The following is a 22,370-nucleotide window of genomic DNA, read 5'->3' as shown; positions in this document are numbered from 1 at the left end:
GGTGACAGGTACTTGTCTGTCACCAGAAAAGTAGAGGTTATGGCTAAGGAAGGCGCAATTGAGGTAGAGGGTCGCATCGTCGAGCCTTTGCCAAACGCAATGTTCCGTGTCGAGCTCGACAATGGGCACAAGGTTCTTGCACACATTTCCGGTAAGATGCGTCAGCACTACATCCGCATCCTCCCGGAGGATCGCGTCGTCGTAGAGCTGTCTCCTTATGACCTGACCCGCGGACGCATCGTCTACCGCTACAAGTAAACACAGTCAGCCTCCTCACCCAAGGGCGAAGCACGGCTTTGTCCTGTACACCTCAGGCTACGGTGGCCTGAGCCCGCACTGGTAAGCAACCCAAGGATTCCCGGCACGGTCCGGGCGAAGCGTTGCATGGAGCGGGACGGATGGGGAGAAAACCGCCGTAACAACCCGAAAGGACACGCCTTATGGCACGTCTAGCTGGTGTTGACCTCCCACGCAATAAGCGTATGGAGGTCGCTCTCACCTACATCTACGGCATCGGTCCAACCCGTGCCAAGGAATTGCTAGAAAAGACTGGCATTTCTCCTGACCTGCGCACCGACAACCTGGAAGATGAACAGGTTTCGGCACTGCGTGACGCAATTGAAGGTTCCTGGAAGGTAGAGGGTGACCTCCGCCGCCAGGTTCAGGCTGATATTCGTCGCAAGATTGAAATCGGAAGCTACAAGGGTCTGCGCCACCGTCGCGGTCTGCCGGTACGCGGTCAGCGTACGAAGACCAACGCGCGTACTCGTAAGGGCCCGAAGAAGACGATCGCAGGAAAGAAGAAGTAGTTCATGCCTCCAAAGACTCGTTCCGGCGCACGCCGTTCCGGCCGTCGCGTCGTCAAGAAGAATGTGGCTCTGGGCCACGCATACATCAAGTCCACCTTCAACAACACCATCGTCTCGATCACCGATCAGACCGGTGCTGTTATCTCCTGGGCATCCTCTGGCCACGTTGGCTTCAAGGGTTCCCGTAAGTCCACTCCGTTCGCTGCGCAGATGGCCGCTGAAAGCGCCGCACGCAAGGCAATGGACCACGGCATGAAGAAGGTTGACGTATTCGTTAAGGGTCCGGGCTCCGGCCGCGAGACCGCCATCCGTTCCCTGCAGGCTGCAGGCCTCGAGGTTTCCTCGATCACGGATGCAACTCCACAGCCGCACAACGGCTGCCGTCCGACCAAGCGTCGCAAGGTTTAAGGGAAGGAAAGAGGTAAGAAAATGGCTCGTTACACTGGCCCCGCTACCCGCGTATCCCGCCGTCTTCGCGTCGACTTGGTCGGCGGAGACATGGCATTCGAGCGCCGCCCGTACCCTCCGGGACAGGCTGGCCGCAACCGCATCAAGGAATCTGAGTACCTGCTGCAGCTCCAGGAGAAGCAGAAGGCAAAGTACACCTACGGTGTGCTGGAGCGTCAGTTCCGCCGCTACTACACCGAGGCTAACCGCCTCCCAGGCAAGACCGGTGACAACCTGGTCATCCTTCTGGAAACCCGCCTGGACAACGTAGTCTACCGCGCAGGTCTGGCACGCACCCGCCGCCAGGCTCGCCAGCTCGTTTCTCACGGTCACTTCACCGTGAACGGCAAGAACATCAACATCCCGTCCTACCGGGTTACGCAGTACGACATCATCGATGTCCGCCCGCGTTCCCAGAAGATGGAATGGTTCGAAGACGCTCAGGACGCTCTTATCGATGCCAACGTACCGGCATGGTTGCAGGTCGTTCCTGATACGCTGCGCATCCTCGTGCACCAGTTGCCCGAGCGCGCTCAGATCGACATTCCGCTGCAAGAGCAGCTCATCGTCGAGCTTTACTCGAAGTAAACTGTTATACCGCACGGCCCTTCAAGGCCACGCGGTCCATCAGGAATCTTCAACCTCAAGATTTTTACCCCCTCTACCGGCGTCAAATAGCGGTCGCCGAAAAGGAGAATTGCAATGCTCATTTCCCAGCGTCCTCAGCTCACCGAGGAATTCATCGACTCGTCTCGTTCGAAGTTCGTCATCGAACCGCTCGAGCCGGGCTTTGGCTACACCCTCGGTAACTCGCTGCGTCGCACCCTGCTGTCGTCCATCCCAGGCGCAGCGGTAACCTCCATCAAGATTGATGGTGTGCTCCACGAGTTCACCACCATCAACGGTGTGAAGGAAGACGTTTCCGAGATCATCTTGAACATCAAGAGCATGGTCCTGTCCTCCGACTCCGATGAGCCGGTGGTTATGTACCTGAGCAAGGAAGGCCCTGGTGATGTCACCGCGGGCGATATCCAGCCGCCGGCTGGCGTGGAGATCCACAACCCGGATCTGCACATCGCCTCGCTGAATGACACCGCTAAGCTGGACATTGAGCTCGTCGTCGAGCGCGGCCGTGGCTACGTCCCGGCTACCGCAACCTCTGGGGAAATCGGCCGTATTCCAATCGACCAGATTTACTCCCCAGTGCTGAAGGTCTCCTACAAGGTCGAAGCTACTCGTGTTGAGCAGCGCACCGACTTTGACAAGCTGACCATCGACGTCGAAACCAAGAACTCGATTTCCGCCCGCGACGCCCTGGCTTCTGCCGGCGGCACCTTGGTCGAACTCTTCGGCCTGGCACGCGAGCTGAACAACGCAGCCGAAGGCATCGAGATTGGTCCCTCCCCGCAGGAGACCGAGTACATCGCCGCCTACGGCATGCCTATCGAGGACTTGAACTTCTCCGTTCGCTCCTACAACTGCCTGAAGCGTCAGGAAATCCACACCGTCGGCGAGCTTGCAGAATGCACCGAGTCCGACCTGCTGGATATCCGCAACTTCGGTCAGAAGTCGATTAATGAGGTAAAGATCAAGCTGGCTAACTTGAGCCTTGCTCTGAAGGACACCCCTGAGGACTTCGACCCCACCCAGCTCGAGGGCTACGACGCAGAAACCGGCGACTTCAAGGACCCGGCTGCGGACGATTCCGAGTAAAGAATCACCCTGAACTGCGGCACTCGTTGCCGCGCGCTCAACTTTTACCGCACACGAGGAGTAAACAATGCCTACCCCGAAGAAGGGTGCCCGTCTCGGTGGCTCCGCCAAGCAGCAAGCTCACATGCTGAGCAACTTGGCAGCTAGCCTGATCGAGCACGGCGCCATCAAGACCACCGATGCCAAGGCGAAGGTTCTTCGCCCGTACGTCGAAAAGATCATCACCAAGGCTAAGTCCGGCACCATCGCTGACCGCCGCGCAGTGCTGAAGCTCATCCCGCGTAAGGATGTAGTTTCCCACCTGTTCGACGAGGTCGGACCGAAGTTTGAGAACCGTGAGGGCGGCTACACCCGCACGATCAAGCTGGACAACCGCACCGGTGACAACGCCCCGATGTCCCAGATCTCCCTCGTTCTTGAGGAGACCGTGACCTCCGAGGCTAACCGCGCTACCCGCGCTGCCGCTTCCAAGGCCGCTGAAGCTGAAGAAGCTCAGGCAGACGAGGCTGCGGAGACCGAAGCTCCGGCCGAGGACACCGCTGCTGAGAACACCTCTGCTGAGGAGTCCGAGGAGAAGTAATCTCCCTCGGCCACTGAATTCGCGCAGGCCCTAACGCCCTGCGTGGATTGCAGTCCCTACTCGCAGATGTAGCGCATAATCGCCGCCTTCCCATTCTCTTTACGAAGAGACAGGGGAGGCGGCTTTTGTCGTTTTGAACTTGGAGCCTCAGGTACTTGGTCCCACCCCCCTCGTCCCGCTCCCTCGTCCCGCTCCATCGCGCGGCTTCGCCATGCAGCGGACCACGCATCTTCCAATGCACGACGACACCTATGTACAACCTCCTACGCTCAACCTCCTATGCGCATCCTCCACTGCAATAACTGAGCAAATACGGCCTTCAGATATTGCATTTTCTGCTCAAAACGAACAGGGGAGGTGTAGCAGGAGAGGTTGCACATTTCGGGAACTCGCCGATGCCTCCGGTAGCATTAGGTCCACCATGACTGAAGCAGCAGCGATCGCAGATGAGGGACCAGCAGAAGGATTCGTTCGGCTCCGGTTAGATCTGGCCTATGACGGCACCGATTTTCACGGCTGGGCCAGGCAAAAGGGCGGACTGCGCACCGTCCAAGGCGTGCTCGAGGAGCAGCTAGCAATGATCGCTCGCACGGAGGTACCGCTGACGGTAGCTGGGCGTACGGATGCGGGCGTCCATGCTCGCGGGCAGGTGGCGCACGTGGATGTGCCGCAGGAGATGCTGGAGCAACGGTCCGTAGCAAATGATCCCGGGAAGTTGGTGCGCAGGCTTGCCAAGTTGTTGCCGGAAGACGTTCGGGTGCATGGCTGCGAGTTCGCGCCAGACAGTTTTGATGCCCGATTTTCCGCGCTGCGCAGGCATTATGTGTACCGGATAACCACTAGCCAGCGGGGTGCGTTGCCGACAAGGGCGCGCGATACGGCCGAATGGTTCAAACCGATAGATATCGATGCCATGCAGGACGCGGCCAACGTCTTGGTGGGCTTGCACGATTTTGCGGCCTTTTGCAAGGCCAAGCCAAATGCCACCACCATTCGCGAATTACAGGAATTTAGCTGGCGGGATGTATCGACGCAGGAGGAACCGCAGCTCTTTGAAGCCCGAGTGACCGCGGATGCCTTCTGCTGGTCGATGGTCCGGTCCTTAGTGGGTTGTTGCTTAAGTGTTGGGGAAGGCCGCAGGAACGTCGACTTCGCCGCGGCCTTGCTGCAGGAGACAAAGCGCTCCTCTCGCATCCCGGTGGCGCCGGCGAAGGGCCTGTCTTTAGTCCAGGTGGATTACCCGGAACCCAGCGAAATGTCCGCGCGGGCAGACGTGACGCGAGAAAAGCGCACCGTTCTGTGAGCACACGCTGCCAAGTGGCAGGGCCGTGGCGCCTGCGCTAGCCTGAGGTCTGGGTTTATTTAGACTTTTCGGGGAATTTTCGGGGGGAAATTCATGGCACGTCCATTGCCAACGACCAAGGCCCAAGTCTCGGGCCATAAATTTTTACGCCGCCGCGTGGAACACGGGCTCGTATTGGGCGATACCCGCATGATCCACGATCCGCTGGCCCGCCGCCGCAAGGCGATGATGTTCGGCGGAGTAGGCGTGGCCTTTTTGGCGGTCGGCTCTGGTCTTTTGGCCTGGTTGCAGCCGAGCCCGCAGCCAGGGGATGCGCCCATCGTGCGCTCGGAGCAGGGCCAGCTCTTCGTGGACGTCAACGATACGTATCACCCCGTCTACAATCTCTCTTCCGCGCGGATTATCGCCGGCGAGGCGGCCGAGGCACAGACCATTGGGGACGAGCATTTGCGCGAGGCCTCGTTAGGCACGCCGGTGGGGATTTCGGATGCGCCCGGGTATCTGGCTGCCCCGGGCGAGACACCGCAGCGCTCGTGGGCGGCGTGCCTTGCCGAGCACGATGAGCAGCCCGCGGATAATCTCACCAGCATCGATGGCCAACAAGTAGCCAAAGAAGAGGTCATCGTGGTGGCGGATCCGCCACAGGAGGGCTTTGGGGAGAAGCGCGCCGCGCTCGCAGAAACGGATGGTGTGCAGTGGCTGCTCACCGCGGACGGGCGCGTGCGCTTGCCCGATGCGCAGAGCACGGAGGGCCGGGTCATCCGCCGCGGGATTGGCATCGACGGGAGCACCCATTCCTGGCCCGTCCCCGCGGAGTTGCTCAATGCCTTTGCGGAGCAGCCGCCGCTTACGTTTCCCGATCCGCTGCCGGACATTATGGATACCGGGCAGGGTCAGTGGGCCCGGACGGACGACGGCGTCGCCGAGCTCTCCGCCACTCAGGCTGACATACTGGTTAGCTACGGTGCGACGCGCAAAGAAGCCTCACCACAAGAGGTAGGCGCGCTTGCCGATGCCCCCTTAAACTTCCGCCTGCCCGCCACCACCTTCGACTTCGTTGACCCAGATGAAGGCTGGATGTGTGCCGATAGCGACGGTGGGGCAGCGATGGTGACTGAGAACCCCGGAACGGTAGCGCTCGCCGGTGAAGGCGTAGCGGATCGTTTTGGTGGGCTATCGGCCGGAGGAGTTGGCGTGGATACCGGGCATGGCTATCACGTTGTCTCGCCGACGGGGCAGCGCCATGCGGTCGATAACAAAGAACTCTTGGAGGCCCTCGGCACTGGCATAGGAGCCGAGGTTCCGTGGGAAATCATCCGGCTTTTGCCAGAGGCCTCGCGCTTGGACCGAGACGAAGCACTACAGGTCAGCCGCTAGGCGGACTTGGGCCGGCGAAGCCCGCGGGCAACCGCCAGGCCGGTCAGCAGCAGGACTAACCCGCCGAGCACCCAACCGGCACGGCTCGCTGCGGAGGAGTGTTCCTCTTTGGTGGGTTGGATGGTGAGATCGCGCGCGGGTGCGGCGTACTCGCCATCGATATGGGTAAGGGCGGCGAGCGGATCGATGAAACCGTTGCCGGGTTCGCCGGCAGAGAGGAGCCGTTGGCGTATATCGGCAGCGCTGGCTTCTGGATAGCGCTCGGCTATTAAGGCGGCGGTGCCGCTGACTACCGGTGCTGCGAAGGAGGTGCCGTGGAACTGCGCCAGGGAATCCTCTTGGTTCTTTCCGTCTGCCCAGCCACCGGCGGGGTTCAGCGCTAACGGCACAAATCCGTGGGCGGATAGTTGTGGGCCATCGGCGGGCGTGAGCGAGTATTCTGCAAGTGCGTGGGCATCCTCTTGGGCGCTAATGGATAGTACGGTCGGTGAGTCCGCGGGAAAGACGTGGTCGCCTTCTTCGCAGGTACCGGAGGAAATATTGCCGGAGGCAGCGATGACTACGGCACCGGCATCTTCTGCGCGGTTAAGTGCCTCATCTAACCGGGAACTATCGATGCGTTGAGCGGTACTCTCTGGAACGCAGGATACGATGGAAATATTGATCACCCGGGCGTTGTCTTCCACGGCATGCTCGATGGCGCGGGCCAGCGTGTCGAGTGAACCGGTGGTGCTGTCTTCATCGGCGTCGCCGGCCGTGTCACCGTATTGGCGATAATGCGCGCTGGTTTGGCGGATGGCGCGGAGCTCGGCGCGCGGGGCGATGCCGATATCGTGGCCTGCGATGACGCCGGCTACGACGGTGCCGTGTAGGTCGCAATCCCGGTGCGGATCCGGTTCTTCCGGAGTGACCAGGTCCGCGCCTGTAGTAAGATTTGGCAGCTGATCGTGATGGGCAACCCCGGTATCGATGACGGCTACCGTTACACCTTGGCCCGTGGCAAAGGAGTGCAGTTGGGAGCGGTAGGCGCGCTGGTCCTCGGAAGGTTCTGGCGCTAGGGGAGATGGATGCGCGGTGGCGCATTCCCGGTCCGGTTCCCGCGCGCTTGCGATGGGAGCGGTCGGAGCTCCTGTGATGAAGCCTCCGGTTCCGGCGAGGACACATGCGGTAAGCGCGCAAGCAGTAATTCCAGAACTGCCGCTAAACCTAGGTAGTGCAAAAGAACGCCGTGAGTGAGTGTGGTGCATTATCCCAGCCCCCGAATGAGCTCGAAGATCCCGGCGAGGTGCGCGGCAAGCGGCAGGCAGGCGGCGATGGTCAGGGACTCAAGGCGTTCAAACCAGGCGATGGTCGTTGGTTCCACCTCGCTCATTTTGGCCGCCCACAGTGGGGCGCTGAGCATCGCGGCAAGCAGGAGAGTGGCGACCGCCGTCGGCGCCCAGGCGCCGGCAAGCCCATCGGCGGCAATCGCGTGCACGGCGCACAGACAGGCAGTGAGGCAGGCAACCATGGCAACGAGCATGAGCGCCCAGCTGGCAAGCACGCGACCGTGACGCGCGGCGTGCATGACCACCGTTCCGGCAACAGAGACGCAGAGCGTTTGGACGAAGCCGAGCCCGGTTAGACCGGTGCCGAAAAGCATGGCGATGCGAGAGCCGATGGTAGGAGCAGCGGACCCTGCGTCACCCACGGTGCCGTCTGTGGCTACGAGGGTGCCCGTGCCGGTGAAACTGAGCGCGATTAGCGCTGGAATGAGGCAAAGCGTGATTCCACAGCAGATGCCCTCGTAGGCGTACCCGGCGCGGGTGGCGCGATCGGCTACGTCGGGCTGGCGCTCATCCGAGACGGCGAGGTCTTGGCCCGCGGTGGGCAATTGCGGCACCTTGAGCCCCGCGGTGGCGATGGTCAGCGCGGGGGCGGTGGCAAGCAAAATGACTCCAGCGATAACGGTGCCCGCGGCCGCCGCGGTGCCGTGGCTCGTGCCGATGCCCGAATTGCCACTCAGTCCAGGAAGCAGGTAGCTCACGGCCGCTATGAGCACTAAGCCGGCGATGGTGAGCGCGCCAGAGGTTATCCGTACGGTGCTCAGCCGGGTGAGGTGGCAGGCTAATAAGGCCACGAGGAGGGTGGCGCTGGCGGTGAGGGCGGCATAGGGGGCATCGGCAAGCGCGGGCGAAATAAGCGCCCATCCGCTCGCCGCCCCTGCTGCCAGGGCGAGCATGACGAGGGATAGCGCGCGCGTCCACAGGGCGAGCACGAAGGCCGCGACGGCGAGCCCGGCGCAGGCCACCGCCGGGAGCGAGAGCACCCAGGCCACGGCGAAGGCAGCACCAAGCCCAGTCCACGCCCAGACGATCGGGATGGCGCAAGTGGTGTCGTCGTGGCTTTGGGCTGCAAGGGATTCGGCGGCATCGCGGATGACGGGCGCGGGCCGCTCCTCGCGCGGGGCGAGCACCAGGATGGAGCCTTCCGCAAGCGGCGTGGCGGCAAGCGGTGCGGTGAAGTCGATGGTGCGCCCAGATGCCGTGCTGGCGCGCCACGGCGAGGCGATCGCGGGTGCATCGACAAGGTCAGTAAGTTCTGCCATGAGCTCGCCCAGGCTGGAGCTTAACGGCAATGCCACGTCTGCTTCCTTGTGAAAGGAATCAGCGTGGATGCGGATGGTAAGGCGCAGGTGATGCGCCGTTGGAGCGGTCATAATTCCCCCGAATTGTCTCATGATTGTGGGCGTCCCCCTTGCCCAATGTCACATATTGTGGCTTACTGGTGGCGTCGTGTCCACCGCAGCGCGGGGAATCTTGGCAGGGGGCCAAGAGCGCTAAGCGTGTGGATCGGGGGAGGATTTTACCCATGCTTGGGATCGGGGAAACCCACATCGTGGAGCCATTGACCGTGCCGCTCAGGGACGCGCCACCGCCGCTTCCCACCGGCACCATCGAGTCAGAAGAAGTTCCAGAAGCGGTGCGCCCACAGCCGGTGCGCTTGGTGCGCTTGCTACTGCCCATCGTGATGATTGCCGCAATGTTGGGCATGGTGGCGCTGATGGTGCTGGGCGCGGGCGACTCGCGGCATATCAGCCCGGTATCCCTGATGTTTCCGCTCATGATGCTGGCCAGCATGGCCATGATGTTTGGGCCGCAAAATAGCGGGCAGGACCCGGATGAAACCCGGCGGACCTACTTGCGTCACATTAAGGCGCTGCGGGAAAAGGCCCTGGACAATGCCGGTGCGCAGCGCGCGCACGAGCTGTACCGGCACCCGGATCCGGCGGGGCTGGAACCGCTGGTGGGCTCGCGGCGCATGTGGGAGCGTGGGCCTGATGATCCGGATGCCTTGGAGGTGCGCGTGGGCACTGGGCCCACCACGTTGTGCACGCCCATCAACGTCCCGGATTCCGGTGCCACCGAGGACCTAGACCCGGTCTGTGCGGTGAGCATGCGCCAGGCCATCAAGGCGGTGGGCACCGTGCCGGATCTCCCGGTGGTGATCCAATTGCAGGCTTTTAGGTTTTTATCCTTTACCGGCGATAATGCTCGCGATACGGTGCGCGCCCTCGTCATGCAGTTAGCCCTGGCGCACGGCCCCGAGACCATCGGGATCGAGGCTATTGGCGGCGAGTGGGAGTGGCTAAAATGGCTGCCACACACTAGGGAGCCAGACAAGGCGCGGTTTCGCATCGTGCTTGTCGATGCCCTCTTGACCACCGGCACCGAAGACTTCTTCCACAGCGATTCTTATACCACCGTTATTGAAGTAGGCGGTGCGCCATCGTCTGCGTTGAGCCTGCGCGCAGAACAAGAGGGCTTGTGCCTCGTCGCGGCGGATACCCTGCAGGCGGTCACGGCAGCGGGCGTGGAAGAACTGGGCACACCCGATTATTTGGGCACTGCCGCGGCCACGATTATGGCCCGCCGGATGGCGGTCTTTCGCCGACCCGATAGCACCTCCGGGCGCCGGGGCAATGATTTGCTGGGGCTGCTCGGTTACAGCGGCGTGGATGAGTTGGCCGCCAGCGGCATGTGGCACGGGCGCGATGGTGCCTCGCGGCTCATGGTGCCCATTGGCATCGATTCCATCGGGCAGCCGGTAACCCTGGATCTCAAAGAATCCGCGCACGGCGGAATGGGGCCACACGGCCTGTGCATCGGGGCAACGGGCAGCGGTAAATCTGAGCTCCTGCGCACCCTGGTTACCGCGCTTGCCGCCACGCATAGCCCGGATGAACTCAACCTGGTGTTGGTGGATTTCAAGGGTGGTGCGACCTTCCTCGGCTGTGACCGCCTGCCGCATACCTCCGCGGTCATTACCAACCTTGAAGAGGAATCCACCCTGGTAGAGCGCATGTATGATGCCATTTCCGGGGAGATGAACCGCCGCCAAGAACTCCTGCGTACCGCCGGCAACTTTGCCAATGTGGGAGAGTACAACGCCTCTGCGGATGCCGTGCGGGACTACGGACCCTTACCGGCGCTGGTCATCGTCGTGGACGAATTTTCCGAGCTCTTGGGCCAACACCCCGACTTCGCCGAGCTTTTCGTTGCCGTTGGGCGCCTGGGGCGCAGCCTCCACGTGCACCTGCTTTTGGCCTCCCAAAGGCTCGAGGAAGGGCGATTGCGGGGGCTAGATTCCCACTTGTCCTACAGAATCGGCCTCAAAACCTTTTCCTCCGCCGAATCCCGCCAGGTCCTTGGCGTGACCGACGCGTATCATCTCCCCGGCCAACCCGGCGCCGGCTACCTGAAATCCGATGCCGAGGACCTCACCCGGTTTCAGGCCTCCTACGTATCAGGGCCGCTCGCGCGCCGGGCTGCACCTGGCGCGGGGATGCACGCGGCCACGGACCTGGAAGGTAATCCTTCCGGCCCGCCGCGCCGGGTGGAGCTTTTTACGGGATGGGCGAAGGACGATGCCGCTGTACAGAATTCTCCTGCGGTGGTAATGGATGAATCCACATCGGTTCTTACTGAGGTCGTTCGCGCCGCCGGCGAAGAGGCTGCCGCACGCGGCCAAGAGGCCCACCGCATCTGGCTACCTCCGCTGCCACCGGTCATTGAACTATCGTCCCTCGAGATGGAGGGCGCGGAGTCCACCGCAGCGGAAATGTCTGCGCCAATTGGGATCATCGATAGACCCTACTACCAGCGGCAAGACCAATTAGTCATCGATTTTCACCAACACGGCGGCCACCTTGCCTTGTGCGGGGGACCGCAATCCGGCAAGTCTGGCGCGCTGCGGACGATAGTCTCCTCCCTGGCGCTGCACCTGCGGCCGGAAGATATCCGCTTTTACGTCATCGACTTGGGCGGCGGGCAGCTAACCGCCCTAGACCGGCTACCGCACGTTGCCGGGGTAGCCGGGCGCGAGGAAGGCGAGAAGATCCGCCGCATCGTAGACGAGGTCGCCGGGTTTATTCGCCGGCCGGAATCGCGCGAGACCTTCTTGATTATCGACGGCTGGCACCACATCGGCCCGTCCAACGCGGAGTTTGAGGATATAGCTGAGTCCATCACGGATATCGTTGCGGACGGCGCCTCCGCCAATGTCCACGTCGTCATCGCGACCTCCCGGTGGACCACGATGCGCCCGGCGATTAGGGATCTCATAGTCCACCGCCTCGAGCTGCGCTTGGGTGAGGCGCTCGATTCCCTCATTGACCGCAAGCTGCAGCAAAAACTGCCCAGCGCGCCGGGCAGGGGACTGACACAGGCCGGCGAAAATATGCTGCTCGCCCACACCTCGAATCAAGACATTGCCCATATCTGCCGCGTGCATGCTAACGCCGTTCCCACACCGCGGTTGAAGATGCTGCCCGCGGTGCTGACCCCAGAGGCGCTCGCCGCCCATGGCGAAGCACCTACTAGTGGCATCCCCTGGGGCATCGGCGGGCGCGACCTTTCCACTTTGGCGTGGAATCCGGAGCGCGAACCGCACCTAGTTGCCATCGGTGCCCAGGGCTGCGGCAAGTCCAATTTCTTGGCACAGATAATGCGTGGGGTTAGTAGCCTTCCGCGGGAGGAGGCGCGACTGGTGGTCATCGATCAGCGCCGTGCTCACCTGGGCACGCTGGATCCGGACATGGTGGCGGCCTATGCCGCGACGCAATCAAGTGCGCAGGAGGAAATCGTCAATACCGTGCGCACGCTGGAACAACGCTTGCCGGGGCCGGATATCACCCCGGAGCAACTCGCCACCCGCGATTGGTGGGAGGGCCCGGATATTTATGTGGTGATTGATGATGCGGACTTGGTGAGCGATATCGCCCTCGCACCCTTAATCGATCTTCTGCCGCACGCGCGGGACATCGGCTTGCACATGGTAATCGCCCGAAAATCCGGCGGCATCGGACGGGCGCTGTTCGGCCAATTCTTTTCCGCGGTGCGCGACCTGCAACCTGCATTCCTGCTTTTCGATGCCGACCGCGACGAAGGCACCATCTTTGGGCTCAAGCCCAGCCACCAGCCGCCCGGCCGCGGGCAGTGGAGCATCCGCGGCGAAAACCTGGGAATTGCCCAGGTGGTCTATGGGGAAGGAAAAGAATAAATGTCTACAGATACGCCTACATCCGCGCCACCGGCAACAATTACGGTGACCGTCATGGATGCGGCCACTGTCTTTGAAGGCCCGGAAACCGTGTACCGCTACGATCTCGCTGGAACCGGCATCGTAGAAGGCAAAGCCTTAGGCCACGTCATGGACCAGATTGCGAAGATCGCTGGATCAGCTTGGCCGGACGTGGACGTATCCGTCATCGCGGATCCCTCGGGCACCGCTATCTCCCGGGAAGCGGTGACCATCCTGACCCGCCAGCTCGATGTAGCCGGCGCCCGCGTGCAGCAGCAAGATGCAACACCCGCACCGGAATCAACTCCAGCACGAAGTACTGAATCGGTTGCGGCCGCCCCAGAATCCGCGCCGACCGCCCAGATGGATGTCCCCATGGAACGCGCGGAAGCGGCTCCGGAGGCAGGGACTGAAGCCGGACCCGGAGCCGGAACTGGAACTGGCCCGCGAGCAGGCAAGGGGCAGGAAGCAGGCACGCGGTGGGGCGATAAGCTGCGCGGTTGGATAGGTGCCATCGATATGTTCCACGTCGCGATCGTCGTGGTGATTCTTGCCGTCGTTGGGGCCTCGTGGTGGGCTATGGGCGCGAATGCGTCTAATGATGAAGACGATGGCGAGACCGGTACTACTGCCGGAAGCACCACCGCTGCGAGTGCCGCCGATTCCGTGTCGGCGGAAGAATCTGGTGGCGGTGGCAGCGATGATGGCGACGGTGCGGCTGGCGACGCGGGCGGTGATGGCGAGCTCAACCCAGGCGAAAAACGCCTCGATATTGAAGGGCTCTCCGTTGTCCTTCCCACCGGATTTCAAGCCACCGTGGAGGAAGGACTGGTTACCGCCTCAGGAAAAGACCCTGATTTAAGGATCCTCTTAGCGTCGGACTCGCTTTTTAACGTTCCGGCCAAGGCGCTCTTTGATGAAATAAAAGCGCAGGTGGATAGGGATCCGGAACTGCGCGATGTATCCGAGGACGCAGGGCGTTTGCACTATATAGAAGACCCCGGCGATGGCTCCGTTGTGGAATGGACCATCTGGGAAGATACCGGGCACCACATGTCGGTGGGGTGCCATACCCGCCATAACGCCAATGCCGTGCAAAAAGCCGCGTGCCGGATGGCCACCGAGTCCCTGAGTAAGAAATAACCAGAAAAGTTTTAACTTACTGGGAACCATATGGCCCTGAGCTCAGTCCAATAACGGTGAGAAAGCACAGAAGCTTTTTCGGGGGAAATCACACTCAACATCTCTTCCCGCCCTAAGGAGGGGCGCACTGTTATGTCTCAGACTTTTAAGACACAAGCCGATGTCATGGTCTCCACTGCCGGCCGCGTGGATAACACCAATGACGAAGTCCAAGGCGAGCTCACCCGCCTACAGGGTGTAGTGGATTCTGTCCGCGGCAGCTGGGCCGGCCAGGCGCAGGTTTCATTCGATAACTTGATGCAGCGCTACAACACCTCCGCACAGCAGCTGCGCGAGGCATTGACCTCGATTTCTGAAAACATCCGCAGCAATGCCCGCAACTTTGACAACGTCGAAGCCGAAAACACTGAGGCCTTCTCCAAGGTTGGCGGCGGCCTAGCCCTGTAACCCAGCCACCTCCACCAGCAATTTCGAAAGGAACCATTTTCCACATGTCCGAGATCAAGTACCAATTCGGCGCCATCTCTTCTGCCGCAGCTGATATCAACGCCACCTCCGGCCGCATCAACAGCACCTTGGCCGACCTCAAATCCCGCCTTCAGCCCATGGTGAGCACCTGGGAAGGTGAATCCGCAGTGGCTTATAACCAGGCGCAGGCCAAGTGGGATAAGGCGGCACAGGAACTCAATACCGTGCTGGCAACCATCTCCAAGACCGTCTCTCAGGGCAATGACGCCATGAGCGATGTCAACCGTCGCGCCGCCGCTAGCTGGGGCTAACGCACTGTTGGCGGTATCTAACTAGCCTGCTTCTTCAAGCGCGGTAGGAGGGACGAGCGGTGCCTGTGCCCGTATCCATCCGGCAGGAGGCGAACGCAGCTGCCGTCCCCGCACCGCGCTAATCACGGAAGCTAACCGCAGAAACCAACCACAGAAACCGCCACCTAGAACCTCTTTTACCGGTACCTTTTCTTTCTGAGAAGGTGCCGGTTTCGGCGTTTTGGTCTTTTCTGCCAGCAGCAGCTAAAGTTGTAGCCCTATGTGTTCGCTCGTCGGCAAGCAGCTGGCGAAGCGCTTCCCGCAGGTCTCCACCGGCCGCTGTTGGGAAGCGAATGGATGCTTAGCGCTGGCCGGCAGTTCCGAGACAGACTTTCAAGGAGTCATTTTGTCTACTTTCCACCCAAAGAGCGGTGACATCACCCGCAAGTGGTACGTCATCGATGCTACTGACGTGGTGCTGGGCAAGCTTGCTTCCACCGTGGCAGACCTGCTGCGCGGCAAGCACAAGCCACAGTTCGCACCCAACGTTGACACCGGTGACCACGTCATCATCATCAACGCTGACAAGATTCACGTTTCTTCCACCAAGCGCGACCGCGAAATGCGCTACCGCCACTCCGGTTACCCGGGCGGTCTGAAGTCCATGACCCTGGGTCAGTCTTTGGACGCCAACCCGGTCCGCGTTATCGAAGAATCTGTTGCCGGTATGATGCCGCACAACAAGCTCTCCCGCGCTTCCATCAAGAAGCTGCACGTCTTCGTAGGCGATGAGCACCCGTACGCCGGTCAGAAGCCGGAAACCTTCGAGTTTAAGCAGGTGGCACAGTAATGGCTGAGCAGAACATCGACAACAATGTAGCCGAGGCTGCTGACATCGCTGCAGCAAGCGCCGCTACCGAAGAGTTCACCAACACCATCGGTGATTCGTTGGCTAGCGCCAACCCTGAGACCGAGGCAGAGGTTGAGGCCGCTGCTCCGGTTCACGAGGGCCCAATTCAGACCGTCGGTCGCCGTAAGCGCGCCGTCGCTCGCGTTCGCCTCGTTGTTGGCTCCGGCCAGATCGTGGTTAACGGCCGCGAGTTCGCGGAGTACTTCCCGAACAAGCTGCACCAGCAGGACATCCTCACCCCGCTGACCCTGCTGGACCGTGAGAACCAGTTTGACCTGAAGGTCACCGTTAACGGTGGTGGCCCGACCGGTCAGTCCGGCGCCCTGCGCCTGGCTATCGCTCGTGCACTCAACATCTACAACCCGGCTGATCGCTCCGCCTTGAAGAAGGCTGGTTTGCTCACCCGTGACGCTCGTGCAGTTGAGCGTAAGAAGGCTGGTCTGCACAAGGCACGTCGCGCACCGCAGTACTCCAAGCGTTAATCTCGCTTCCACTGCGCGCGCAAGCGCCGTGCACTGCCGCTGCTTCCCATTTTGGGAGGCGGCGGCTTTGTCGTTTTCTCGCTCTTGCCGATGCCCCCTTCGATTGGGTCGGCCAAACCCCACCTGGCCAACCTCTTGAAGATTAGCCTTGCGCGAGGCAAAAGCGCTCAGCCGAGGGCCACGATGAAGCCCGCGCGCCGCAGTGCACCACGGACTGTAGGAACAGAGAAAAGCCCGCCTCTCATCGCAGTGAGTGCTAATGCGCAGTGCGATGAGAGGCGGGCTAGGGGCTGAGGGCCTAAGGGGAGAGGACCGGTTAAACAGGGAGGTTATTCATCGTCTTCTGCGGCCTTGTCCTCGGTCTTCTTCTTTGCAAAGTTCTTGAGCTCGGCGCGGCGCTCTTCGCGGAGGGTTGCCTGCTCTGCGAGGTATTCATCCGATGCGTTGATGGTGTACCACTCGTGGAGGTACGGGTCATCGTTTTCAATTTCGGCCCCGGCACCGTGGGTTTCTGGAACGGCGGACGAGCTGAATACGAAGTCGCCATTGTGTTCTTGGAGGCCCAGGTGGGTGCCGCGCTCAATGGCGGCATGGGCGTATTTCCTGCGCAGGATAGCGGGATCGCGTGCCAGGTCTTTGCCCCAGGCCACCATGATGCCGATGAGGATGAAGGTAAACGGCAGTGAACTGGAGACCATGATGGACTGCAGGCCGCTGAGCGCATCCTTGCCGGCGATAAGCAGCAGGGACAGGGAAATGCCGCCCAGGGCAACGCCCCAAATTGCAGAAATCGCGGTCGAAGGTACCGGTCGGCCCGATTGGGACATAGAGCCCATGACGTTGGTAGCGGAGTCAGCGGCCGTATTGAAAAAGACGACCACAGCGAGGAGGACGATGACCGTGGTGATGCTAGAGAGCGGTAGCGATCTCATGAGGTCGAACATCACATTCTCGCCGGAACCTTCAATCTCGATTCCATCACCGTCCAGGTGAGTCTTGATAGCCGTGGCACCAAAGATGACGTACCAGAAAAGCGACAGGGTGGTAGGCACGAGCATGATGACGAAGACGAATTCGCGAATGGTGCGGCCGCGGGAAATCTTCGCGATGAACATGCCGACGAAGGGCGACCAGGAAATCCACCACGCCCAGTAGAGCATGGTCCATGCGGTGACGAATTCCTTCTCCGGTTCACCCTGGGAGGCGGATAGGGACATCATGTCTTCGAAGTGCTTGAAGAATTGCAGAAGGGAGGCGGGAAGCAGGTCCAGAATGTAGAGCGTCGGCCCGGTGATGAGAACGAAGACCGCGAGGCCGATGACCAAGCCCATGTTGATATTGGACAAGATGCGGATGTCGCGCTTGATGCCGGACATCGCGGAAAGAATGAAAAAGATGGTGAGGATCGTAATGATCACCACCATGATTCCGTTGCCCTCTAAAGGCTTGCCGGTAAGGATAGAGGTACCCGTACGGATCTGCAGCGCGCCGATACCCAGGGGGGTAGCCGTGCCGAAGAGGGTGACCAATACCGCGAAGATATCGACGATCTTTCCAAATACCCGGTTATTCGAATCCGTAATGAGCGGCTCAAAGAGCGAGGAAATAAGCGGGATACGGCCGCGTCGATAAGCGGCATAGGCAAGCGCACCGCCCACCAGCGCAAAGATCATCCACGGCAAGGTAGCATGGTGCAGGACCGCCTGGGCAAAGGCCGGAAGGATGGCCTCTTGGCTACCGGATTCGACGCCGGAAAGGTACGGCGGGGGAGTCAAGAATAGGGCAAGCGGCTCCATCGGGCCGTAGAAGACCAGGCCGATTCCCATACCGGCGGCAAAGAGCATGGCGATCCATGCGTTGCGGGAGAAATCGGGTTTGGAATCATCGGCGCCGAGTTTAATTTTTCCGGTTGGGGCGATGGCGATTGTCAGCAGGAATGCCGTGGTGGCAATCATGATGATCGTAAATAGCTATCCAAAGTTTTGGACGACCCATGCCCGCATGGTGCTTCCTGTGCTGGCCAGATTATCTGGGGCGATGATGGCCCACAGGATGATGGCGAAGGTTGATGCCAAGGCCACCGCAAAGACGGTTTTATTGGTCTTGAAATCTGCGCGGGTGTTTTCGACACTTACTCCGGGAATGAGGGCTGGATGAATAGCGCGTTCCCCAGAAGCGGCTTTCGCAATGGCTGAGCGAGCCTTCTGCGAGGTAGTTTCAGGTGACTTGTCACCTGAAGATCTAGGTTCGTTCATCGTTGATCCTCTCTAGGGCAAAAGAGTGAAGTATAACCTAGCTAACAATTTCATATAAATGCCAAAAAGTACGACTTTAGGCAAATTTTGCTTTTTATCACAAGGACATTTTTCGTGATGTTGGTTACCTAATTAGCCCGCTTGCCGATGCCCCAAACATGCAACGGGTGGGACTTACAGGGCATAATTGTTTTCATGACTCGACTATTTGGAACCGATGGAGTTCGCGGCCTCGCGAATAAAAAACTGACTCCCATTTTGGCCTTGACGCTGGGACAAGCGGCTGCGGAGGTCTTTACTGCGCAGCGCGAATCTTATGAGCGCCGCCCACTGGCAATCATCGGCCGTGACCCCCGCGTATCGGGCGAGATGCTCGATGCCGCCATCGCCGCCGGCTTGGCGTCGCGCGGCGTGGACGTTGTGCGCGTGGGGGTGCTTCCTACCCCAGCTATCGCCTTTTTGACGGATGATTACGGAGCGGATCTCGGCGTGATGATCTCTGCCTCCCATAACCCGATGCCGGATAACGGCATTAAGTTCTTCTCCGCTGGCGGTAAGAAGCTGCCGGATAGCGTCGAAGATGAGATTCAGGCCGCGATGGATAACCTCGTTGAGGAAGGCCCAACGGGCACGAAGTTGGGCCGGATTATCTCGGAGGCCCCCGATGGCCGTGAGCGCTACCTAGAGCACCTCAAGGAAGTCGTATCCACTGACTTAAGCGGCATCAAGGTGGTCGTGGATGCGGCTAATGGCGCGGCGTCTAAGGTCGCTCCCAGTGCCTATGAAGCAGCAGGCGCTGAGGTTATTCCGATTTACCACCGGCCCAATGCCTTTAATATCAACGAGAACTGTGGTTCTACCCATATCGAAAAAGCCCAGGCAGCGGTGCTTGAACACGGCGCCGATTTGGGCCTTGCCCACGATGGCGATGCGGACCGCTGCCTCGCCGTCGATGCCGAAGGCAACGTCGTCGATGGCGATCAGATCATGGCCTTGCTCGCAGTAGGGATGAAGGAAGACAATGACCTGCGCTTTAACACGCTCGTGGCCACGGTCATGTCCAATTTGGGCCTGACGCTTGCCATGGAGGAGCAAGGCATTGAGGTCCGCCACGCGGCGGTGGGCGATCGCTATGTGCTCGAAGAGCTCCACCGCGGCGATTTCTCCCTGGGCGGCGAGCAATCCGGGCACGTCGTGCTTCCCGATGACTCCACTACCGGCGATGGCACCCTCACCGGCCTTTCCATCATGGCCCGTATGGCCAAGTCCGGAAAGAGCCTGAAGGAATTGGCCTCCGTGATGACCGTATTGCCGCAGGTGCTCATCAACGTTCCAGTATCCAATAAGGCGGCGATCATGGATTCTGCCGAGGTCAAGCAGGCCATCGTGGAGGCAGAAGAAGAGCTCGGGGAGACCGGCCGCGTCCTGCTCCGACCCTCTGGCACCGAAGAGCTGTTCCGCGTCATGGTGGAAGCTGCAGAAGAGGAACACGCCCGCAAGGTGGCAGGCAGGCTTTCTGCCGTCGTCGCCTCGGTATAGGCAGGAAAATAAGAAGTACTGGGAACCATTTGGTATAAACCCCAGTCCAATGAAGGTGAGCACACTTACCGCATATGGATTTGGGGATTTATACCGATGTCTGAGGTTTTTCTTCGCCCCGCAGAGGCGATGTCAGCACTACAACAAGCTATAAGCGCCAACGATGAACAGCGCCAAGCCCACCGCGCCGATGTTCCAGACTTTCCCGTTGCCGCGGCTGGGCGGAATTTTTCCGGCCACGGGGAGCGCATACGCAGCATCCTCGCGCGCATTCATGACAATGGAACGTGGCGCTTAGACAATATCTCTGCCACGGGCCAGGCAGCGCACGATCAGATGCGCGCATTCGCCACGTACGATGCCGGCTTTAGCCGCTCCTTTGCAGGAGAAAGCGGAAAGGCAGTGGACTAATGAGTACGCTGACTAAATCACTTTTAGGGGATTATTCCGCCGCCATTTCGCAGTTCCAACTGGCCTGCCTGGGACATTATTCCGGCCCCAGTATGCCATTGGGGCTTCTGAGTGAGCTCATCAGCGCGGTAGATGGAATCGCCCCACAAAACATACTGCGCCACACCATCTCCGCGGTGGGAGGAAATCTCCCGCACGGCGGCGGCACGGGGTTTGCGGATTTTCTGCGCACGGATGATTCCGAAGTCGCCCATGGCACCTTGCGCGAGCACCTGACCGGCATTCAAAAAGATTTTGATATCCACCGCGATGAAGGAAAGCAGCTTACTGACTCTGCCAAGCAATGCTCGGGCGCTATTTCCGATGTCGTCGATACCTCCGATACCGCACTCACCGAGCTGATTTCTGCGGTAATCCCACTGCTCAATATCTTGTCCATGGTGGCTACCAGGCACCCGCTGGCCAAGTTCATTATTCCCATCGTCTCTACCATTGGTGCGAAGATCATCGATGACACCAATGACTCCATCGCCAGCACGTGCCGGGACCGCGATGATGCCATTGAATCCTGCTATGACGAGTTTGAATCCCGCTGCGAATGTGTCTGTCAGCGGCCTCTTCCTGAGGAATGCCCCGAGCCGGCAGAGGCCGAGGAGGATTCCTGCCCACCGCCAGTGGAAAAGTGCCCAGATACGCCAGCTCCCACGCGTCCGATGCCCGATGGCGGGGGCGACACCACTTCCAACCCGCCACAGCCAGCGCAGCCGACGCAACCCGCATCTACCGCTGAGTGCCCGCCCAAGCCGGAACCGATGCCAGAGCCGACCCCGGAGCCAAGGCCAGACCCGAAGCCAGAACCGAAGCCGGCACCGCAACCACAATCCGCACCCGAGCCGAAACCAGCTCCCGAGCCGCAACCGGAGCCAAAACCAGGACCGACTCCGAAGCCGGCTCCTGAATCCTCACCTGAGCAGCACCCTTCCGGGTGCCAGTGCCAACAGTGCCGCGGTTTCGTAAACGAGCCGTCTCGACAGAACGAGTCCACGACCACCCCGGCGCACGCGGATCCGGATCCTGAGCCGGAACCCAAACCACAAGACTGCCCACCAGAACAACAGGAACACCCCGCACCGCAGCCAGAACAGGACGCAGTCCCTGAGCCTGAGCCGGAAGATTCTGAATGCGAAGAAGAACCAACAACACCGGCTGCCGTGGAAGATGATGCGGCCTGTGACATCGAGTCCTCCTGCAGTGGCAGCTTGGGAATCGTTGGTGCAGGAATCGCTTTGGTGGGCGTAGGTCTCATCATTGAAGGCGCTGCGGAGTGCCTGGAAAATATCGCCGATGCAGATTGCCCAGAGCCGGAACCGGAACCGGAACCTGCGCCTGAACCGGAACCCGAGCCCGCACCGGAGCCTGAACCAGAACCTTGTCCTGAACCAGAACCAGAACCGGAACCGGAACCGGAGCCGTGCCCAGAACCTGAGCCGCAGCCCGAACCCGCGCCTGAACCGTGCCCGGAAGACGGAACAATTGAGCCGCCTCCGGAGCTTTCTCAGGTGGAAGAACCGACCCCGCCTCCAGAAAAGGTGCAGCACCTACAGGCAGCGGAAGCCGCTGGAGCTGGAGCACCTGCGCCAGAGCCGCAGCCTCAACCTGAGCCTGCACCAGCACCGGCACCGGAACCTGCACAGCCACAGGCCCCGGCACCAGCCCCAGCCCCTGAGCCTGCACCAGAGCCAAGCTCAGATGAACCATCCGTGACTGCACGAAAGGCAGGGCAGTGGTAATGAATAACGATTTTGCAGAATTCGCGCAGGGGTTTCGCGAGCGCACTGCTCGCCGCATGCTGGAATTTGAAAAAAGCCTGGCTAAGGCCCAAGACGAGCTAGAAAAGTCCACGGCCAAGGCCGTGCAGCAGGCCAAAAATGAGCAGCGTGGGGGAAGGGACGGTGATGCGGTGGGGCATCGGCAAGCAGCTGCTGGAACGTGGCGCCGAAATGGTGCTGCCCCAACGCGTGTCAATAACGCATCGGGGCAGGTGAAATCTGTGCTGCGACGTGGATAGGCCTAGTTCAGCGA

General features: G+C 60.6%; 22 protein-coding genes. 18 read left to right on the top strand and 4 right to left on the bottom strand.

The window, feature by feature from the left end; genetic code table 11:
* Window positions 1-39 precede the first annotated feature (39 nt).
* From infA to eccB, 8 genes are all read left to right on the top strand, one after another.
* Window positions 40-258, top strand: coding sequence for a translation initiation factor IF-1 (infA, locus tag ABRP66_RS00785; RefSeq protein ID WP_003854422.1), 219 nt, complete (start codon window positions 40-42; stop codon window positions 256-258).
* A gap of 182 nt (window positions 259-440) precedes the next feature.
* On the top strand, window positions 441-809 hold the full coding sequence (gene rpsM, locus ABRP66_RS00780) for a 30S ribosomal protein S13 (protein WP_005281309.1): 369 nt from the start codon (window positions 441-443) through the stop codon (window positions 807-809).
* Between the two features lie 3 nt (window positions 810-812).
* The gene (gene rpsK, locus ABRP66_RS00775; RefSeq protein WP_005277076.1) at window positions 813-1,217 is read left to right on the top strand and encodes a 30S ribosomal protein S11; all 405 of its coding nucleotides are present in this window, start codon (window positions 813-815) and stop codon (window positions 1,215-1,217) included.
* A gap of 21 nt (window positions 1,218-1,238) precedes the next feature.
* Window positions 1,239-1,844: a 30S ribosomal protein S4 gene (rpsD, locus tag ABRP66_RS00770; protein WP_023016758.1), complete on the top strand. Its 606-nt coding sequence runs from the start codon at window positions 1,239-1,241 to the stop codon at window positions 1,842-1,844.
* Window positions 1,845-1,958: 114 nt separating this feature from the next.
* A complete protein-coding gene (locus ABRP66_RS00765) occupies window positions 1,959-2,969 on the top strand; it encodes a DNA-directed RNA polymerase subunit alpha (RefSeq protein WP_284770185.1) in 1,011 nt (336 codons plus the stop codon).
* Window positions 2,970-3,036: 67 nt separating this feature from the next.
* On the top strand, window positions 3,037-3,549 hold the full coding sequence (rplQ, locus tag ABRP66_RS00760; RefSeq protein ID WP_284770184.1) for a 50S ribosomal protein L17: 513 nt from the start codon (window positions 3,037-3,039) through the stop codon (window positions 3,547-3,549).
* Window positions 3,550-3,970: 421 nt separating this feature from the next.
* On the top strand, window positions 3,971-4,852 hold the full coding sequence (gene truA, locus ABRP66_RS00755; protein WP_284869154.1) for a tRNA pseudouridine(38-40) synthase TruA: 882 nt from the start codon (window positions 3,971-3,973) through the stop codon (window positions 4,850-4,852).
* Window positions 4,853-4,945: 93 nt separating this feature from the next.
* Window positions 4,946-6,229: a type VII secretion protein EccB gene (gene eccB, locus ABRP66_RS00750; RefSeq protein WP_284770182.1), complete on the top strand. Its 1,284-nt coding sequence runs from the start codon at window positions 4,946-4,948 to the stop codon at window positions 6,227-6,229.
* Here eccB and ABRP66_RS00745 read toward each other — a convergent pair.
* A complete protein-coding gene (locus ABRP66_RS00745) occupies window positions 6,226-7,476 on the bottom strand; it encodes a S8 family serine peptidase (protein ID WP_284770181.1) in 1,251 nt (416 codons plus the stop codon). The two genes, eccB and ABRP66_RS00745, sit on opposite strands and share 4 nt — an antisense overlap.
* Entirely contained in the window at window positions 7,476-8,927 is a 1,452-nt protein-coding gene (locus ABRP66_RS00740) for a ubiquitin family protein (protein WP_284770180.1), read from the bottom strand. The genes ABRP66_RS00745 and ABRP66_RS00740 overlap by 1 nt, the downstream gene beginning before the upstream one ends.
* 152 nt (window positions 8,928-9,079) lie before the next feature.
* Here ABRP66_RS00740 and eccCa point away from each other — a divergent pair, with 152 nt between their 5' ends.
* The 6 genes from eccCa (at window position 9,080) to rpsI (ending at window position 16,083) form a co-directional block, all read left to right on the top strand.
* On the top strand, window positions 9,080-12,769 hold the full coding sequence (gene eccCa / locus ABRP66_RS00735) for a type VII secretion protein EccCa (protein WP_284852472.1): 3,690 nt from the start codon (window positions 9,080-9,082) through the stop codon (window positions 12,767-12,769).
* Window positions 12,770-13,933, top strand: a complete 1,164-nt coding sequence (locus ABRP66_RS00730) for a type VII secretion-associated protein (RefSeq protein ID WP_349838171.1) — start codon at window positions 12,770-12,772, stop codon at window positions 13,931-13,933.
* Between the two features lie 132 nt (window positions 13,934-14,065).
* A complete protein-coding gene (locus ABRP66_RS00725; RefSeq protein WP_284770177.1) occupies window positions 14,066-14,380 on the top strand; it encodes a WXG100 family type VII secretion target in 315 nt (104 codons plus the stop codon).
* Window positions 14,381-14,424: 44 nt separating this feature from the next.
* Window positions 14,425-14,712, top strand: coding sequence for a WXG100 family type VII secretion target (locus ABRP66_RS00720; RefSeq protein ID WP_005277116.1), 288 nt, complete (start codon window positions 14,425-14,427; stop codon window positions 14,710-14,712).
* Window positions 14,713-15,097: 385 nt separating this feature from the next.
* On the top strand, window positions 15,098-15,541 hold the full coding sequence (rplM, locus tag ABRP66_RS00715) for a 50S ribosomal protein L13 (protein WP_126318309.1): 444 nt from the start codon (window positions 15,098-15,100) through the stop codon (window positions 15,539-15,541).
* Window positions 15,541-16,083, top strand: a complete 543-nt coding sequence (gene rpsI / locus ABRP66_RS00710) for a 30S ribosomal protein S9 (RefSeq protein ID WP_349838170.1) — start codon at window positions 15,541-15,543, stop codon at window positions 16,081-16,083. Before rplM ends, rpsI begins: the two co-directional genes overlap by 1 nt.
* A 329-nt stretch (window positions 16,084-16,412) precedes the next feature.
* Here rpsI and ABRP66_RS00705 read toward each other — a convergent pair whose 3' ends face one another.
* Both ABRP66_RS00705 and ABRP66_RS00700 read right to left on the bottom strand, forming a co-directional pair.
* Window positions 16,413-18,038: a BCCT family transporter gene (locus tag ABRP66_RS00705; protein WP_502879898.1), complete on the bottom strand. Its 1,626-nt coding sequence runs from the start codon at window positions 18,036-18,038 to the stop codon at window positions 16,413-16,415.
* Between the two features lie 15 nt (window positions 18,039-18,053).
* A complete protein-coding gene (locus tag ABRP66_RS00700; RefSeq protein WP_284770175.1) occupies window positions 18,054-18,338 on the bottom strand; it encodes a hypothetical protein in 285 nt (94 codons plus the stop codon).
* A gap of 195 nt (window positions 18,339-18,533) precedes the next feature.
* On the opposite strand from ABRP66_RS00700, the gene glmM reads away from it, so the two are divergent.
* The 4 genes from glmM to ABRP66_RS00680 all read left to right on the top strand — a co-directional run bounded on the left by glmM (window position 18,534) and on the right by ABRP66_RS00680 (window position 22,356).
* Window positions 18,534-19,877, top strand: a complete 1,344-nt coding sequence (gene glmM / locus ABRP66_RS00695; protein WP_284796250.1) for a phosphoglucosamine mutase — start codon at window positions 18,534-18,536, stop codon at window positions 19,875-19,877.
* A 96-nt stretch (window positions 19,878-19,973) separates the two neighbouring features.
* Window positions 19,974-20,288: a hypothetical protein gene (locus ABRP66_RS00690; RefSeq protein ID WP_034653448.1), complete on the top strand. Its 315-nt coding sequence runs from the start codon at window positions 19,974-19,976 to the stop codon at window positions 20,286-20,288.
* Window positions 20,288-22,078, top strand: coding sequence for a hypothetical protein (locus tag ABRP66_RS00685; protein WP_284770173.1), 1,791 nt, complete (start codon window positions 20,288-20,290; stop codon window positions 22,076-22,078). The genes ABRP66_RS00690 and ABRP66_RS00685 overlap by 1 nt, the downstream gene beginning before the upstream one ends.
* Complete coding sequence (locus tag ABRP66_RS00680) at window positions 22,078-22,356, top strand: hypothetical protein (protein WP_284796247.1); 279 nt, start codon at window positions 22,078-22,080, stop codon at window positions 22,354-22,356. Before ABRP66_RS00685 ends, ABRP66_RS00680 begins: the two co-directional genes overlap by 1 nt.
* The last annotated feature ends 14 nt before the right edge of the window (window positions 22,357-22,370 follow it).

It is taken from the genome of Corynebacterium sp. KPL2680 (assembly GCF_040225675.1).
Lineage (GTDB): Bacteria > Actinomycetota > Actinomycetes > Mycobacteriales > Mycobacteriaceae > Corynebacterium > Corynebacterium rhinophilum.
Note: the sequence above shows the minus strand (reverse complement) of the source record. Positions and strands in the feature narration are given on the sequence as shown.

Bases quoted from the DNA above. Each gene is read 5' to 3' on its own strand.
- infA (WP_003854422.1), top strand. From the start codon at position 40: ATGGCTAAGGAAGGCGCAATTGAGGTAGAGGGTCGCATCGTCGAGCCT.
- rpsM (WP_005281309.1), top strand. From the start codon at position 441: ATGGCACGTCTAGCTGGTGTTGACCTCCCACGCAATAAGCGTATGGAG.
- rpsK (WP_005277076.1), top strand. From the start codon at position 813: ATGCCTCCAAAGACTCGTTCCGGCGCACGCCGTTCCGGCCGTCGCGTC.
- rpsD (WP_023016758.1), top strand. From the start codon at position 1,239: ATGGCTCGTTACACTGGCCCCGCTACCCGCGTATCCCGCCGTCTTCGC.
- ABRP66_RS00765 (WP_284770185.1), top strand. From the start codon at position 1,959: ATGCTCATTTCCCAGCGTCCTCAGCTCACCGAGGAATTCATCGACTCG.
- rplQ (WP_284770184.1), top strand. From the start codon at position 3,037: ATGCCTACCCCGAAGAAGGGTGCCCGTCTCGGTGGCTCCGCCAAGCAG.
- truA (WP_284869154.1), top strand. From the start codon at position 3,971: ATGACTGAAGCAGCAGCGATCGCAGATGAGGGACCAGCAGAAGGATTC.
- eccB (WP_284770182.1), top strand. From the start codon at position 4,946: ATGGCACGTCCATTGCCAACGACCAAGGCCCAAGTCTCGGGCCATAAA.
- ABRP66_RS00745 (WP_284770181.1), bottom strand. From the start codon at position 7,476: ATGCACCACACTCACTCACGGCGTTCTTTTGCACTACCTAGGTTTAGC.
- ABRP66_RS00740 (WP_284770180.1), bottom strand. From the start codon at position 8,927: ATGACCGCTCCAACGGCGCATCACCTGCGCCTTACCATCCGCATCCAC.
- eccCa (WP_284852472.1), top strand. From the start codon at position 9,080: ATGCTTGGGATCGGGGAAACCCACATCGTGGAGCCATTGACCGTGCCG.
- ABRP66_RS00730 (WP_349838171.1), top strand. From the start codon at position 12,770: ATGTCTACAGATACGCCTACATCCGCGCCACCGGCAACAATTACGGTG.
- ABRP66_RS00725 (WP_284770177.1), top strand. From the start codon at position 14,066: ATGTCTCAGACTTTTAAGACACAAGCCGATGTCATGGTCTCCACTGCC.
- ABRP66_RS00720 (WP_005277116.1), top strand. From the start codon at position 14,425: ATGTCCGAGATCAAGTACCAATTCGGCGCCATCTCTTCTGCCGCAGCT.
- rpsI (WP_349838170.1), top strand. From the start codon at position 15,541: ATGGCTGAGCAGAACATCGACAACAATGTAGCCGAGGCTGCTGACATC.
- ABRP66_RS00705 (WP_502879898.1), bottom strand. From the start codon at position 18,038: ATGATTGCCACCACGGCATTCCTGCTGACAATCGCCATCGCCCCAACC.
- ABRP66_RS00700 (WP_284770175.1), bottom strand. From the start codon at position 18,338: ATGAACGAACCTAGATCTTCAGGTGACAAGTCACCTGAAACTACCTCG.
- glmM (WP_284796250.1), top strand. From the start codon at position 18,534: ATGACTCGACTATTTGGAACCGATGGAGTTCGCGGCCTCGCGAATAAA.
- ABRP66_RS00690 (WP_034653448.1), top strand. From the start codon at position 19,974: ATGTCTGAGGTTTTTCTTCGCCCCGCAGAGGCGATGTCAGCACTACAA.
- ABRP66_RS00685 (WP_284770173.1), top strand. From the start codon at position 20,288: ATGAGTACGCTGACTAAATCACTTTTAGGGGATTATTCCGCCGCCATT.
- ABRP66_RS00680 (WP_284796247.1), top strand. From the start codon at position 22,078: ATGAATAACGATTTTGCAGAATTCGCGCAGGGGTTTCGCGAGCGCACT.